14 protein-coding genes are annotated in these 14,915 nt (G+C 57.3%); 11 read left to right on the top strand and 3 right to left on the bottom strand.

The window, feature by feature from the left end:
• The first annotated feature begins 3 nt into the window (after window positions 1–3).
• On the top strand, window positions 4–1,404 hold the full coding sequence (locus F0P97_RS18335; RefSeq protein ID WP_182283419.1) for a PLP-dependent aminotransferase family protein: 1,401 nt from the start codon (window positions 4–6) through the stop codon (window positions 1,402–1,404).
• A 204-nt stretch (window positions 1,405–1,608) separates the two neighbouring features.
• Window positions 1,609–1,845: a TonB-dependent receptor plug domain-containing protein gene (locus F0P97_RS18330; protein WP_332839912.1), complete on the top strand. Its 237-nt coding sequence runs from the start codon at window positions 1,609–1,611 to the stop codon at window positions 1,843–1,845.
• On the opposite strand, the gene F0P97_RS18325 is transcribed toward F0P97_RS18330, so the two are convergent.
• The gene (locus F0P97_RS18325) at window positions 1,838–2,812 is read right to left on the bottom strand and encodes a Bug family tripartite tricarboxylate transporter substrate binding protein (RefSeq protein ID WP_182283417.1); all 975 of its coding nucleotides are present in this window, start codon (window positions 2,810–2,812) and stop codon (window positions 1,838–1,840) included. The two genes, F0P97_RS18330 and F0P97_RS18325, sit on opposite strands and share 8 nt — an antisense overlap.
• Before the next feature lie 286 nt (window positions 2,813–3,098).
• On the opposite strand from F0P97_RS18325, the gene F0P97_RS18320 reads away from it, so the two are divergent.
• The 9 genes from F0P97_RS18320 (at window position 3,099) to F0P97_RS18280 (ending at window position 13,388) form a co-directional block, all read left to right on the top strand.
• A complete protein-coding gene (locus F0P97_RS18320; RefSeq protein ID WP_182283416.1) occupies window positions 3,099–3,581 on the top strand; it encodes a GreA/GreB family elongation factor in 483 nt (160 codons plus the stop codon).
• Between the two features lie 339 nt (window positions 3,582–3,920).
• Window positions 3,921–4,274, top strand: coding sequence for a hypothetical protein (locus F0P97_RS18315; RefSeq protein WP_182283415.1), 354 nt, complete (start codon window positions 3,921–3,923; stop codon window positions 4,272–4,274).
• A 113-nt stretch (window positions 4,275–4,387) separates the two neighbouring features.
• Complete coding sequence (locus tag F0P97_RS18310; RefSeq protein ID WP_232537986.1) at window positions 4,388–5,647, top strand: TolC family protein; 1,260 nt, start codon at window positions 4,388–4,390, stop codon at window positions 5,645–5,647.
• A 221-nt stretch (window positions 5,648–5,868) separates the two neighbouring features.
• The gene (locus F0P97_RS18305) at window positions 5,869–6,255 is read left to right on the top strand and encodes a hypothetical protein (protein WP_232537985.1); all 387 of its coding nucleotides are present in this window, start codon (window positions 5,869–5,871) and stop codon (window positions 6,253–6,255) included.
• A complete protein-coding gene (locus F0P97_RS18300) occupies window positions 6,252–7,370 on the top strand; it encodes an efflux RND transporter periplasmic adaptor subunit (RefSeq protein WP_182283414.1) in 1,119 nt (372 codons plus the stop codon). Before F0P97_RS18305 ends, F0P97_RS18300 begins: the two co-directional genes overlap by 4 nt.
• Before the next feature lie 15 nt (window positions 7,371–7,385).
• On the top strand, window positions 7,386–10,529 hold the full coding sequence (locus F0P97_RS18295) for an efflux RND transporter permease subunit (protein ID WP_182283413.1): 3,144 nt from the start codon (window positions 7,386–7,388) through the stop codon (window positions 10,527–10,529).
• Between the two features lie 59 nt (window positions 10,530–10,588).
• The gene (locus tag F0P97_RS18290) at window positions 10,589–10,960 is read left to right on the top strand and encodes a hypothetical protein (RefSeq protein WP_182283412.1); all 372 of its coding nucleotides are present in this window, start codon (window positions 10,589–10,591) and stop codon (window positions 10,958–10,960) included.
• A 25-nt stretch (window positions 10,961–10,985) separates the two neighbouring features.
• Window positions 10,986–12,035 (top strand): DMT family transporter, encoded by a 1,050-nt coding sequence (locus tag F0P97_RS18285; RefSeq protein ID WP_182283411.1) that lies wholly within the window; start codon window positions 10,986–10,988, stop codon window positions 12,033–12,035.
• A gap of 327 nt (window positions 12,036–12,362) precedes the next feature.
• Window positions 12,363–13,388, top strand: coding sequence for a fimbrial protein (locus tag F0P97_RS18280; protein ID WP_182283410.1), 1,026 nt, complete (start codon window positions 12,363–12,365; stop codon window positions 13,386–13,388).
• A 148-nt stretch (window positions 13,389–13,536) separates the two neighbouring features.
• Here F0P97_RS18280 and F0P97_RS18275 read toward each other — a convergent pair whose 3' ends face one another.
• Window positions 13,537–13,767 (bottom strand): hypothetical protein, encoded by a 231-nt coding sequence (locus tag F0P97_RS18275; protein WP_182283409.1) that lies wholly within the window; start codon window positions 13,765–13,767, stop codon window positions 13,537–13,539.
• Window positions 13,768–13,775: 8 nt separating this feature from the next.
• Window positions 13,776–14,855 carry an SDR family oxidoreductase gene (locus F0P97_RS18270; protein WP_182283408.1) on the bottom strand — a complete coding sequence of 360 codons (1,080 nt, stop codon included), beginning with the start codon at window positions 14,853–14,855 and terminating at the stop codon, window positions 13,776–13,778.
• Window positions 14,856–14,915: the final 60 nt, after the last annotated feature.

Here is a 14,915-nt window from a genome sequence, read left to right as displayed (position 1 = left end):
TGAATGGCGGGTGGTAGCAAGCGTCAGGCCCCTATTGCAGAGCGTTTAGCTGATTTGATAGGGCAGCAAATAACCGATGGCGTGTATCGTGCAGGGGACAAGCTGCCGTCCTTGCGTGAGCTGGCGCATTTGCACAGTTACGCCAAAAACACCGTGGTGGCAGCCTTTGACCTTTTGGTCTCGCGCGGCTTGGTGGAGTCACGGCGCGGTGCCGGCTTTTATGTTCAACCCCAGGCCCGCCATGCGGTTCAGGATGAAGACGCAGGGCAGCTCAATCGTGCGATGGATGTGGTCTGGTTGATGCGCGAGCAACTCAAGACCCTGCCAGATGCTGTCGCGGTTGGCGATGGATTTCCGCCTATAGAGTGGCTGGCCGATATGCGCATGGATCGCTATCACCAGAAAGTGGTGCGAACCGGACTGGGGTCCCTGTTTCGCTATGGCAGCCGCTTTGGCTATGCGCCGCTGCGCGATAGCCTGGTGCGCAAGCTGGGTGTGTTCAGCCTGGGTGTCACACCTCAGCAACTGGTCCTGACCCAAGGTGCGAATGAAGCCATGGATCTGGTGATTCGCTACTTCGTTCCTCCCGGCGCGACGGTGCTAGTGGACGATCCTGGCTACTACCTGCTGTTCGGCAAGCTCAAGCTGGCAGGAGCACGCGTGTTGGGAGTCCCCAGGCAAGCCGATGGGCCCGATGTCCAGGCTTTGGAGCAGTTGCTGTTGACCGAGCGCCCGCGCTTGTTCTTTACCCAGTCTCTGGCGCACAACCCCACTGGCTCGGACATCAGCGCTGCCAAGGCTTACCGCGTCCTGCAGCTGGCAGAACGGCACAACCTCTTGCTGGTAGAGAACGACCCATTGGCCGATTTCAAACCGACTTCGTCAGTGCGTTTGTCCACGCTGGATCAGCTGGAACGCACGATTTATATAGGCAGTTTTTCCAAGTCATTTTCTGCAGCCCTTCGCGTGGGATTCATCGCCTGCAGCGCTGCTCTAGCCAGCGACCTGGCAGATTTGCGATCACTGATCCATGTGAGCGGGTCCGAATACTGCGAGCGCATGGTCGATGTGATGCTCCGCGAAGGCCATTACGAGCGGCATCTCGTGCGCTTGCGCCAACGTTTGGGCAAGGCAACGGAGCAGGCGCTGGATTGGTTGGAGATGCACGAGTGCAAGGTGTTTGCGCGTAACCCTCAGTCGCTATACCTCTGGGCCACGTTCCCCGGCAATCCCGATGCCGTGCGTCTAGCCGAGCGTTTGCTCGCCCACAAAGTCACCATGGCTCCGGGCCATGTTTTCAACCTCGATCCGAGCCAGACATCGCCTTGGTCGCGCTGCAATGTAGGTGCCATGCTGGACCCCCGCTTTGAGGTGGCCTATCGAGCAATGCAGGAGCTGCGCTAGTCGCTTCTGCACCGCTTTGCGGAACTCACTCGTTGAGGTCCAAAAAGAGAGAGATGGCTTCGGTCGAGAACCGCCTTCCCTGGACTCATTGACGCTACGGGGCTTGTGGTTGCCGATCACGGACCGCTACCTGAGCGGCCTCCATCGCCAATACCTGTTTGGGAGCGTCGTCTGTCTTGAGCGGCGCTTCGTCCTCGGAGTCGGCTGCCTGGCTATATTGGCTCGCGCGTATGGGGCGCTGCCCAGACCAGTGCCAACAACTTGTTCATGCGCGGTTTCCTCGCGGAAGGCAAAACCTACCTGGATGGTCTGCGCATTCGTCTGGATAGTTATTTCGGCTACTTTGCGGAAATATCTTTTGCTTTGGAGCGTGTCGAGGTGCTGAGAGGCCCGGCTTCGGTTCTCTATTGCCAGGCGTCTGGAGGCCTTGTCGTCAGTTGACCTGCATCTGGGCCTTGCGTGCCGCATCGCCCAGTCGTTTGTATTCGGACTGTGTCAGTGCTTCGAAGGCTTGTGCCGCAGACCCCTTGGGGGTGAATCCGGCCTGTACCAGCTTGTCCTTGACGGCGGGATCGCTCAGGGCCTGGTTGATGGCAGTATTGAGTCTGGCTGTGATCGCTGGATCCAGCTTGGCTGGGCCATATACGCCGAACCATGGATCGACTGCGTAGCCTTTGAGGCCGCTCTCCGCGATTGTCGGCACATTGGGTAAGGATGGACTGCGCTCGCTACCAGCCACGGCCAGTGCTTTGAGCTTGCCTGCCTGAATGTGCGGCAGGGACGCGGGCAGGTTATCAAACATGGCGGGCAGGTGGCCGCCAAGCATGTCGGTAATACCCGGTACGCTGCCTTTGTAGGGCACATGGACAGTATCCAGGCCTGTCATTTGCGCAAACATCACGCCAGCCAGGTGCATGCTGGTTCCGGCGCCGGCCGTACCGTACTGAAAGCCTGGGTTCGCTTTGATATAGGCGATGAGCTCCTGCACGTTGTTTGCCGGGAAGCCCTTGCCCACTTCCAGCACGATGGTGGAATAGCCCAGCATGGAGACTGCAGTGAAGTCCTTGCGGGGATCAAACGCCATCGATTTGTAGATGTGCGGGTTGAGCGCATTGGTGGAGATGGCTCCGAAACCGATCGTGTAGCCGTCGGGCTTGGACTTGGCCACGGCATCCATGCCGATATTGCCTCCGGCGCCAGGCTTGTTCTCGATCACCACCGGCTGACCCAGTGTGCGTGCCATGTGCTCACCCACGACTCGTGCCACAAGATCGGTCGTTCCTCCAGCCAGATAGGGAACGACAAAGGTAATGGGTTTTTGCGGGAAAGCTGCTTCTGCGCGAGCGGTTGCCATGGTGGTGAGCGCACCTACGGCGCCAATTGAGGCGAGTATCAGTCGACGGTTCATTGAGGTCTCCTTGGTAGTTCTATTGAGTAGCGTTTGAAGTCAAGATCCGGACTCTGCTTGAAGCAAGGCCTTGGAGGCTGCTATCACCCGAGTCAGAGTGAAAAGCAGTGTATTTGTTCAATGCGGTCCGTGGGAGCTCGGTCTGGCAACTGTTGGCCAAGTGATAGACACGGATGCGGGGCGGGCGCTGGCAACCCATGGACCTGTAGCCAATGGAAGCCTCGAAAGGGGGAGGGGGCCTTCATAATCAAGGCCTCCAACTTGTTCGAGATGCCTACTTTTCGTTATGGATAAATTGTTGTTGCAGCAGCTGGTGCTGAAACGGCTGGCCGAGGACCTTCTGCAAGTCGAGCAGGCAGCGAGGGTTGCCCATGAAGCGGCGACTCATGAGGAAAATATCGCCGAAAACAAATACGACACATTGGGTCTCGAAGCTGCCTATCTGGCTGCTGGCCAAGCTCGCCGCGCGGAGGCCATCCGCCAAGCAATGGCCAATTGGCGCAAGTTCCGCCCGCAGCCCTACAACGCCAGCCAAGGTATACAGCTCGGCGCACTGATCTGCCTGGTGGATTCGGACGACAAGCAACAACAGATCTTTCTCGGCCCGGCTGGGGGGAACATGAAGTTGCTCAACGGCGCTGAGCTCATCCAGGTCATCAGCAGCAAAGCCCCCTTGGGCAGGGCTATGCTGGGTAAGTGCGAGGGTGATGAGGTGTCGGTACAGGCCGCTCCGGTCCGACCGCAGTTCGAGGTGCTGTGGGTTCAATAAGCCGCGAGCAAGTTCACGCTGGATTGATCGGAAATCATCTGTTTCAAGCCCTTCAGGCTGGCTCATGGCCGGAAGGCTGCGGCGTCATGAATTCCTGGAGCAGACATTTGATGTGAGCGCCAGATCTTCCTGTGCCTGATTTCGGGGTCACAAGTGAATGGAGCGTTCGGCCAGAAGCTGACTTTCATGGCTTTTTATCGAGTGACAGCTTCCCGCCTCAAAGGAGGCGTTACTCAAACTCAGCCACGATGAGCGACGCCGATTCGGCCATCGCCACCAACAATTTCTCAGCAGCCACAAAGGTCGTGGGGCAACTCTGCCGCATATAATTTCCACACTATGACCCGTCGTCTGGCCATGTTCTTCGTGATGCTGAGCATCTTCTGGCAAGCCCTTGCTGTGGCTGGTCAGATGCCTGTCTTCGCGTCTCATGAAGAACTCGAGCACGCGGCGATGCATCTGCAAGAGGAAGGTCACCACCACCATGATGATGGTGTCGTGGAGCTTGATGACTCCTCTGACTCCAAACTGCACATGATGGCCGATGGAATGCCATCCGCAGCGCTCGAGGTGTTTGCCTTGAATGTTCCTGCACCGGACTGGGGTAGCTCTTCGCCCAGCCCAACCCTCGATTCCATACTCCCATATCCCATCTTGGAAGGCCTTCGACGGCCTCCCAGACATACAGCCTAGCTCTCTTTAGGTCGGCTTCATTCGCCTGAAGCCATCCCTTCGTTCGTGCATGCCATGTCTGTCGCAGTACATAGCGACGGCGTTTCATCGCACTCAGAGCATCTAGAGGCTTTGTGAACCCCAAATTCAAATGGAGGCTCTGCATCCTTGCAGGGCTGACGTCGGCGTGCACTTCTTATGCACAGCCGGCGGAAGGCGTTGCTGCGTCCAGTTTGAGCAGCAACATTCAAAAAACAACCCTGGCATCTGCCGTTGAGGCGGCCTGGAATCGCGCCGTTGCCTCTGCGGAGGCAGCAGGCATTTCTCGGCAGGCCATTGCAGAAAAGACAGCATCAAGTGCTCTTTGGGCGGCACCTCCCTCAGTGGAGTTGAGCCACCGAAACGATCGTCTGCAAAGCAACAACGGTGTCCGCGAGACGGAAGTCGCGTTGGCCGTCCCTCTCTGGCTTCCTGGGCAGAAAAGTGCCAAACAGCAGGCCGCGGACTCGCTGTCATCTCTCTCTTTGCTATCTGAGGCCGAGGGGAAGCTGCGTATTGCTGAAGTCGTCCGTGAGCTTCATTGGCAGATTGCGGAGCTGCAGGCCAACCAATCGCTGTCAAAGCAACAGACCAGCACTTTTGCGGCCATCGCATCCGACGTGGATAAGCGTGTCAAAGCCGGTGATCTGGCAAGAGCAGATGCCTTGGCAGCCAAAGGGGAGCTTTTAAGCGCACAAGCAGCTCAGTCGCAGGCTGAAACCCAGCTTGAAGCAGCAAAGCGTCAGTGGACAGCGCTGACGGGCCTGGCTCAGACGCCTGACGCTACGTTGGCAAGTGTTGAAAGCCCGTCTCCTCGCCAGTTGGCTGAGCACCCCGAGTTGTTGCGTGCGCAACAACAGGTAGACCTGGCACGCAAGCGTGTGGGCTTGGTTGCCAAATCGAATCGCAGTGCTCCAGAGCTGATCACCAAGCTCAGGCAGGACATGCCGGGCCATGGCCAGGGTTCCGCCTACAGCCTGGGGCTTGCTGTTCGTATCCCATTTGGCACTGACGATAGAAATGCGCCATTGCAGGCTGCCGCCTTGACCGAGCTGGAAGTGGCTCAAAGCAAGGAGCAGGTGCTTCGCACTCAGTTGTCTGCTCGCATGGAGAGCGCCAAGGCGGCAGCACAAGCAAGCCAGACGCAGCTGCAGACAGAGCGCGAAAAAGCCACTTTGCTCAACGAGAGAGCCGGGTTGATTCGCGCCTCTTTCAACGCAGGCGAAACATCTCTCCCGGAACTCCTGCGCGCAGCCAGTGCGGCTGCTCAAGCCGACTACAGCGCTGCTCGCCAGGAGGCTGCATTTGGCCTCGCACGAGCACGCCTTCAACAAGCCTACGGACAACTGCCATGAATTCCCCGCTTTCAATTCCTCGCGTTGCTAAACGCTTGCTCTTACTGGGCAGCTTCGCTCTTTCTTCGGGGTTCGCTTTCGCATCCCCTGGTGCACACGGCCCCAATGGAGAGCATTTGGACGCCGCCCCTACTGCGGGAGCTACTTCCTCTTCACCACGACTCGAGGCCAAGTCCGAGAGCTATGAGCTGGTTGGCCGTCTCCAAGGTGGCGAGTTCTCCATGTTTATCAACCGCTTCGCGACCAATGAACCTGTTGACCAGGCCAAGGTGGAAGTCGAGCTGGGTCAGCTGAAAGCCCTTGCGCCTTATCACTCGGACCAGGGCGACTATGCCGTGGCTGACGAGAAGTTCTTGGCAGAACTGGGCAAGAAAGGTTCACACGCACTGGTGATCACGATCCTGGATGGCAAAGAGTCTGACTTGCTGGATGGAACCTTGGTGGTCGGAGCAACAACGGCTGCTACTGAGGCCGCCCATGCTCATGGAGAGGAAAACGCTTTGCTGCTTGGCGCTCTGGCAATTGCAGCGTTGGCGGCAGTCGGTGGATTGGGATGGCTCTTGGGCCGTGGCTCTAACAGCAAGCTAGTAAAGGGAGGCGCCCAATGAAGCGCATCGTCATCATGTCTGCGGTCTTGGCCGCCACCATGGCTCAGGCTTCTCCCGGCGCTCATGGCCCCAACGGAGAGCATCTGGATACGGCCTCGGCCACTCCATCGGCAGCAGGCTTGAGTCGCCTGCCTGATGGCAGCGTCAATGTGCCCATGCTGTCCCAGCGTCGATTGGCAATTCGCACGGAAATTGCCTCGATGTCCGAAGCAAGCGCAACCACCGAACTGCCAGCCAAAGTCATTGCAGACCCCAATGCCAGTGGCCTGGTTCAGACGGTTGTGGGCGGAAAGATTGAGGCCGCAGCCCAAGGCCTGCCGTTCGCGGGCAAGAGCGTGCGCAAAGGAGAAGTCCTGGCGGTTGTGGCCCATCACGCAGACCCCCTTGCCTTATCTGGGCAGCGTTCCCAGTTGGCCGAACTCAGAGGCGCCCGAGAAATCGCGCAAAAGCGTGTGGAGCGACTCAAGGGGCTTGAAGGCACTGTTCCACGCAAAGAGATCGAGGCGGCTCAGACAGAACTTTCAAGCCTGAAGGCGCGTGAAAGCGCAATCGGTGGCGGCCTGGCGGCCAAGGAAAGCGTGGTGGCGCCCGTCTCGGGTGTCATCGCCAGCGCCAACGTGGTGCTTGGCCAGGTTGTCGAATCCAAGGATGTCCTGTTTGAGATTACGGATCCATCCAAGATCATGGTGGAGGCCACAACCGCAGATCCTGCTCTAGCAGCCAACATCAGCACAGCAACGATCAAAGCGACGCCAGGTGTCCGTTTGGAGCTCATTGGTGCCGGTCGTCGCTTGCGTGACGGCGTGCTGCCATTGACCTTCAAGGCGGTCGCAGCCGATGGTACTCAGCAAATGCCGATTGCTATCGGCCAGCCCGTCACCGTCATTGCCAACTCCAAGCAAAGTGTCAAAGGCTTTGTTCTGCCTGCACAGGCAGTCACCCGCAATCCAGCCAATGAGCCAGTCATCTGGATCAAGTCAGGTGCAGAGCGCTATATCCCGCAACCCGTGCAGTACCAAGCGCTGGACGCGAACCGGATCGTCGTCACCAAGGGACTTGGCGATGAAAACCGGGTCGTGGTTCAAGGTGCGGCGCTGATCGCACAAATCCGCTGAACTGTGAGGTGACACATGTTCAACTGGATTGTTCGCAGCAGCCTGCATAACCGGCTGTTTGTGCTGGCGTTCGCTGCGATATTGATGATCTACGGGATCATCACGGCAGTCAAAACGCCTGTTGACGTCTTCCCGGACCTCAACAAACCTCTGATTACCGTTCTGACTGAAGCCGGGGGCATGGCTCCTGAAGAAGTCGAGCAGTTGGTGACTTTCCCCATTGAAACCGCATTGAATGGCATGCCGGGGGTGACTCGCGTGCGCTCCATGTCTGGGGTCGGCTTGTCGATTCTCTATGCCGAGTTTGACTGGGGCACTGACATCTACCGTAATCGCCAGTTGGTGGCGGAGCGGCTTGCCCTTGTGCGAGAACGACTTCCCGCTGATGTGGTGCCTGTGATGGGACCTGTGTCCTCCATCATGGGTGAGGTCATGCTGCTGGCCTTGCCCTTGAATGTGAGCGAAAAAGGCGCATCGGCCGCAACCCCCATGCAGGCTCGGGAGTATGCAGACTTTGTGCTGCGCCCCCGCTTGCTGGCTGTCCAAGGGGTTTCGCAAGTCATTCCCATCGGGGGTGAAGTACGTCAATTGCGTGTGGAGCCTGACACCGCCCGGATGGCTCAGTTCGGCGTCACCCTTTCTCAGCTGGAAACGGCTCTCAAGGGGTTTGCTGGCAACGCAGGCGGTGGTTTCATCGACCTCAATAGCAAGGAGTATCTGATCCGCCACATTGGGCGTACCAACAAGGTCGAGGACCTGCAGTCCGCTGCAGTGGCCTGGCGCGATGGCCGTCCGATCCGCCTGGAGCAAGTTGCCAATGTCCGCTTCGCTGCGGCCATGAAGCGCGGTGACGGTGGTTACAACGGCTCTCCTGCGGTCATCGTCAGCGTTCAGAAGCAACCTGAAGCCGATACCGTTCGCGTGACTCGTGACATCGAGCAAGCGCTTCGTGAACTGAGTAAAGGTCGCCCCGAAGGAATCAGCGAACCCAGAGCCTTGTTCCGGCAGGCAGACTTCATTGAAGCCTCCATTGGCAATGTGACAGAAGCACTGCGTGACGGGGCCATCATGGTCGCCATCGTGCTGTTTGCCTTCCTGCTTTCAGCCAGAACCACGTTGATCTCACTGGTCGCGATCCCTCTGTCGCTGGCGGCCACGGCGCTGGTATTCCACTGGTTGGGCCAATCCATCAATGTGATGACCTTGGGTGGACTTGCCATTGCCATCGGAGAGCTGGTTGACGATGCGGTGGTGGACGTGGAAAACATTCTGCGCAGACTCAAGCAAAACCGGGAGCTGGAGCACCCGATGCCGACGCTTGAGGTTGTCCGCAAAGCCAGCGTGGAGGTTCGCTCCGGCATCGTCTATGCCACGGCCATCGTGGTGCTGGTGTTCGTGCCGCTGTTTGCCCTGCCAGGAGTCGAAGGCCGCTTGTTCTCGCCGCTGGGGATCGCCTACATCATCTCCATCCTGGCATCCATGCTGGTATCGATGACAGTGACGCCGGTGCTGTGTTCCTACCTGCTGCCAAGGATGAGGCGCATCGATCATGGAGACAGTCCCATCGTCAAGCGCCTCAAGCATTGGGATGAAAAGCTGCTGGCCTGGTCTTTCCCAAGAAGCAAGGCGCTGATGGCTGCGGCCTTGGCCGCAGTAGTGATTGCACTAGCCAGCGTTCCTTTCTTCCCAAGGGCGTTCCTGCCAGCCTTCAATGAAGGCTCGCTGGTTCTGGGCATGGTGTTCAATCCGGGGACGTCATTGGCAGAAGCCAATCGCATGGGCTCCTTGGCTGAGACCTTGATCATGGAGGTGCCCGAGGTCACCCAAGTCGGGCGCAGAACAGGTCGAGCCGAGCTGGACGAGCATGCCGAAGGGGTTCACTCTGCGGAGATCGACGTGGATCTGAAGCGCAGCGAGCGTGATCGTGAAGCCGTAATGGCTGATATTCGCGCAAAGCTGTCCGTGCTGCCTGCACAAGTTGCTGTAGGCCAGCCGATTTCTCACCGACTGGATCATTTGCTGTCTGGTGTCCGCGCTCAGATCGCCTTGAAGATTTCCGGTGACGATACCGACACCCTGCGTGGTTTGGCCGAACAGATGCGCCAAAGTCTTTCAAGCATCCCTGGCCTGGTTGACCTGACCGTCGAGAAGCAAGTGCTGATTCCTCAGATTACTGTGCGTCTTGACCATCAGAAGGCAGCTCAGATGGGCTTGGCTCCTGGAGAGGCTATTCGTGTGCTGCAAGCGCTGACGGATGGTGCTCATGGTGCACAGATCGTGGATGGCCCGCGTCGCTACGAGCTGGTGCTGCGTTTGCCTGATGAAGGTCGCAGCCCGCAAGACCTGGCTCGAACCCTGATCGACACACCGGCCGGCCGCATTCCCGTCTCGGCTATCGCGACGGTTTCCGAGACGGATGGACCCAACCAGATCGGCCGGGAAAACGGCCGCCGTCGCATCGTGGTCTATGCCAACACGGATGGCTCGGACATGAGTCGTATCGTGCGTGACATTCGTGCGGCGATCGATCGCACCCAGCTGCCGACCGGCAACTCCATCTCTCTGGAAGGTCAGTTCCAGGCTCAGGAGCAGGCGACGCAGAAGATTGTCTGGCTCTCACTGATGTCTCTGGCATTGGTGTTCCTGGTGCTGTACACGCGCTACCGCTCAACCACGCTGGCCTTGATCATCATGGCCAATATCCCATTGGCACTGGTAGGCAGCGTGATTGCCATGTGGCTTTCAGGGATCACGCTTTCCGTTGCGTCCATGGTCGGCTTTATTACCTTGACGGGTATTGCGGTTCGCAACGGCATCCTCAAGGTGAGCCACTACATCAACCTCTGCAAGTTTGAAGGGGAGCAGTTCGGCCAGCCCATGGTTGTCCGAGGCTCGCTGGAGCGCTTGACGCCTGTGCTGATGACCGCGCTGGTCGCTGCGTTTGCCCTGACGCCTTTGCTGCTGTCAGCAGATGCCGCAGGCAAGGAAATCCTGCACCCAGTCGCGGTGGTCATCTTCGGTGGCTTGGTGAGCTCCACTCTCCTCGACACCCTGTTGACCCCCTTGATGTATCTGGCGTTTGGCAAAAAGGCCACCGAAAGGCTTCTGGCATCAAATCCAGATGCCGAGGGCACACCTGAGCAGCAAGAAGCGTTTTAAGGCAATGACGGGCTTTGAGGCGCAGCCCTTGATGCGCCTCGCTTTAGCTAGGAATAGTTATGAAAAAACTGCTGTCTGCAGCTGTACTGGGCCTTTCTCTGATCAGCATGAATGCCATAGCGCATGGCACTGCCAAGCCTCAGCACGGTGGCATTGTCCAGTCGGCCAGCGATCTGTCCTTTGAACTGGTTCAACAGTCCAATGGTGCTGCCATCTACGTTATTGATCATGATGATCCTGCTGACGTGAGCAAGATGGGCGGCAAACTGACTGTGCTCAATGGCGCAGAAAAGTCTGAAGCTGACATCAAGCCTGCTGGTGGAAACAAGCTCGAAACAACGGGCGTCAAGGTTGCGAAGGGCAGCAAAGTTGTTGCGACCATCACCGGTGTTGAAGGCCAAACTGTCACCGTACGCTTCTCGATGAAGTAATACCCAAAGGTAAGACGAGGTAGCTATGAATGTTCTGGCAAACCGTGGAGTTGTCGCCGCACTCAGCGCAGCAGTTCTATTTGGAGCAGGTACACCAGCAGTCAAGATGCTGCTGGAGCATGCCAGTCCCTGGTTGATGGCAGGCATTCTCTACCTCGGCTCTGGCATCGGCTTGCTGATCTACAGGCTGATTACGAAAGCTCCTGCCGTAGCCCTGAAACGTAATGAGATGGGCTGGCTGGCCGGAGCCGTTGTAGCAGGCGGCATGATGGGGCCGCTGCTCTTGATGACAGGCTTGTCCGGGATGGCTGCAACCGATGCCTCTCTGCTGCTCAATGCAGAAGGTGTGCTGACAGCTGTTCTTGCCTGGTTTGTGTTCAAGGAAAATTTTGATCGCCGTATTGCCTTGGGTATGGTTGCAATCGTCGCTGGTGCAGTCGTGCTCAGTTGGCCAAGTCAAACAGGCACTGCCAGTCTTTGGCCAACACTTGCAGTGCTGGGGGCTTGCCTATCCTGGGCGATTGATAACAACTTGACCCGTAAGGTGTCGATTGCAGATGCCTCATTCATCGCCATGATGAAGGGTTTAGCCGCCGGCGCGACCAATTTAGTGTTGGCTCTGGCAACTGGTGCAGTCTGGCCGTCACCAGGAATCGTGGCCTTGGGCACAGTGATTGGCTTCCTGAGCTATGGCACGAGCCTGGTCCTGTTTGTGATTGCCTTGCGCTACCTGGGGACAGCTCGCACAGGCGCGTACTTCTCCATCGCACCGTTTTTTGGAGCCGTGCTGGCCATTGCTTTCTTGGGTGAGCCTGCATCGCCTCGATTGCTCATCGCGGGTGTCCTGATGGGGGTCGGGGTTTGGTTGCACCTTACTGAAACCCATCAGCACGAGCACACCCATGAGCTGATGGAGCATAGCCATGAGCACGAACATGATGAGCATCATCAGCATGTCCATGCGGATGGGCTGCCGGCAACCGGTAAGCATGCGCATTTGCACACTCATGAGCCTATGACTCACAGCCATGAGCATTTCCCGGACATTCATCATCAGCACGACCACAAACATTGACTATTGCACTGGTTCTCTTGAATGCGCTTGGAGGATGATTCGCGGGGAGGAGCGCAATCCGGCTCAAAGCAGTCATCTACTTGAAATGCACCGACGTCAGTTCGAATCTGCGAGCAGCTGACATCCGATGGCCCATTGAAGGTAGAGCCGCTGTCCGTCAGGTGGGATGACTGCTGCGCCCCCCAGACCGGTCACTGTTGCAAGCCTGAGTGAGGGAAGTACAAAACCCGGTGAGAGCCGGCCCACGCCAAGCTTTTGAGAAAAATCCTAGAAATCGTCATCTGAACCACAAATACCATGCTCAGAAAAGGTATTCGTGGAATCTCAATGGCTAATCAACGATTTCGAAAACGCAGACTGATGCCAGTCATTTTGCAATTCTTGTGCACTTCGTTTCTTGTGGCTGCACCAATGGTGGCAAAGGCTGAAGGTATCTGCATTATCACGATGAACGACGGTCGGCTGCTTTCGGTGCTTGACTGGCAGATTCAGTCCTGGGACACGGGGGATTTTGATCCGTCGGTCCCCGTGGGATCAGTCATTAATACGAAGAAAATCCGGCTCACCGGCGAGAGCGGGTTCATCGAGTGCAAGACACCATTCGGCGCCACGCGCTACAGCGGGATCGGCCAGCCGGGTTCGTATGACACCTTCACGACTTCCATTGCTGGCGTGGGGATCCGAATGAAGCTAATGCCCAGTTTACAATGGTGGCCCCAGACATGGTATGACAACCGTACGAGGTATTATCTGACGGACACTCAGGAACTTACTGTGGAATTGGTGAAGACGGGGCCCATCACGTCAGGGGGGTATATCGGCGGACTGATCGGTGAGGGCAGATATGTCGACCTGCAATATACCTTTAGAAGATTCTACATAGAAGGACGCGGCATCGCGGTTGAGCCTAAAGTGCCGACATGCAAGCTCAATACCTCACTGGTTACGGTACCTCTCGATGGGATCAGTGTCTCCGACCTGATGGATAACGGCAAAGGGCCATGGAAGGATTTCACTCTGAACCTTACATGTAGCGGGGGCGGTACAGGTGCAACCACAAGAATGTTCATTGTATTTTCGGATGCGCAGAATCCGGCGAATCGATCAACGACGCTGTCCCTTTCCGGAGATTCGGTGGCCAAAAATGTAGGTATCGAAATTCAACGAGAAAATGACCAGCTCGTGAGATTCGGGCCCGAATCGGAGGAGGTCCATCAATGGAAGGTCGGCGAATTTGGTAATGGGCCGGTGGATATCAAACTGAAGGCCCGTTATACCTGGACGTCGCTCGTGCAGAGGCCGACGCCCGGCAGCGCGAATGCAGATGCTACCTTTGTCATCAGCTATAAATAAACTGTGGCTGGCACGAGCCAGCAAACCGAAGGTTTGCGGCTGAGACGAGGTGCTGCCCCTGCAGGAAAGCCACCTTGCTCTGATTGGCGAGACCAGGGATCGGGACGCAGGCTCGCTAGTGGTGACGACCCCGAGCAGTCATGTGGCTTCACTCAAAGCCTGTCTTATTCTGGGTAGGAGAGAACAGTTTTTCGAGTGTCAGCTTGTCATTCCAGACATTGGCAAGACTGATGCCATACGCTTTCTTGACCATCGATGCAAAAGTCTCAAGCGCTAAAGCATCCGGCATCCACTTGTATGGATACAGGCTGCGATAGATCCCCAAAAAAGTGTCCCCGGGCTCGAAAGACAGTCGTTTCTTTTTGGGCTGCTGCCCCAAGGAATAATTCAGGCAGTCCTGTCCTTGGCTACGTAATATGAGTTGACGAACATTGCAGTGTGCTGCAAAGACTGGCGTATATCCGGCTTGGCTATTCCATGCCTGTTGGCAAATTGCTCGACTGCCGCCGTATCGAAGCGAGTGGTCTGGATAAAGTCCAAGGCTTCGGCGTCTGTATTCAAGAACCGTGCGACGGGAGGAATACTCAGCAGCAACTTCAGCAATCGCAGGGAAATGTGATGCCTGGGAGGCTTCAAGCCCATGGGTTGTGCGACCTGTTCCAGGAGCTCTCGCAAGTTGGGACTTTGGTCATCAAGCGCCAGCAGTTCCTTGCCCGCCATGGCCGGATCGAAAGCACAAGCCGCCACCAACTCGACCAGGTAATCCACGGTGACCAGTGGGAGCCAATGCTCGGCGGTTCCGGGCACTGCAGCCAGCTTTCCCTGCGCAAGATTGCGTATCAGTGCCACCAGCGGCTGACTGTCAAGGATATGCCCGGTACGGCTGTGGCCACAGACCGTCGCGGGGTGAACTACGGTAACTTCCCCGCCCTTGGCGGACATGACCCGCAGGGTCGCAAAGTGCGCCTCCAGCTTGCTCGCCTCGTAAGCACCGACGTGCCGGTAGACGGCAGGCCAATTCGTCAGTTCCGGTTGACGAGGGTCAATTCCGATGCGCAGCAGATGTTCATGATTCTTCAGCATGTAGCCGCCGATCATCACCAAGCGGCTCTTTTGCCCAGCCGCCAGCAGCGCCACGCGCTTTGCTCCTTCGACATTGACCGCACGAGAATGCTCCAATGAAAGCCCCCAAGCGAAGTGGGCACCCAGGTGGAATACGACTCTGGCCTGCTTTAGCACTGTTTGGTCGGCAGGACTCAGCCCGAGGTCGTCCCGCTCAAGGTCGCCAGCAACGGCAAATATCCGGGTTGCAATCCCTCCCAGATTGTCGACTTGCTCACGCAGTGCAGCCAGTCGCTCTGGGCGACGCATCAACACCCGGACGGTGTGACCCTTGGCACTCAGGTTCGCCAGCAAATGTTGACCGATGAAGCCGGTCCCTCCCGTGACAAAGCACTCCACGCTCATTCTCTTGCTCCTTGGTAAGGTGAGAAATCAAATGTAGAGTGTCGACCCAACTCTATAGTC

Source organism: Comamonas testosteroni, assembly GCF_014076415.1.
Classification (GTDB): Bacteria; Pseudomonadota; Gammaproteobacteria; order Burkholderiales; family Burkholderiaceae_C; genus Comamonas; species Comamonas testosteroni_F.
This window is presented reverse-complemented; position numbering and strand designations above follow the sequence as displayed.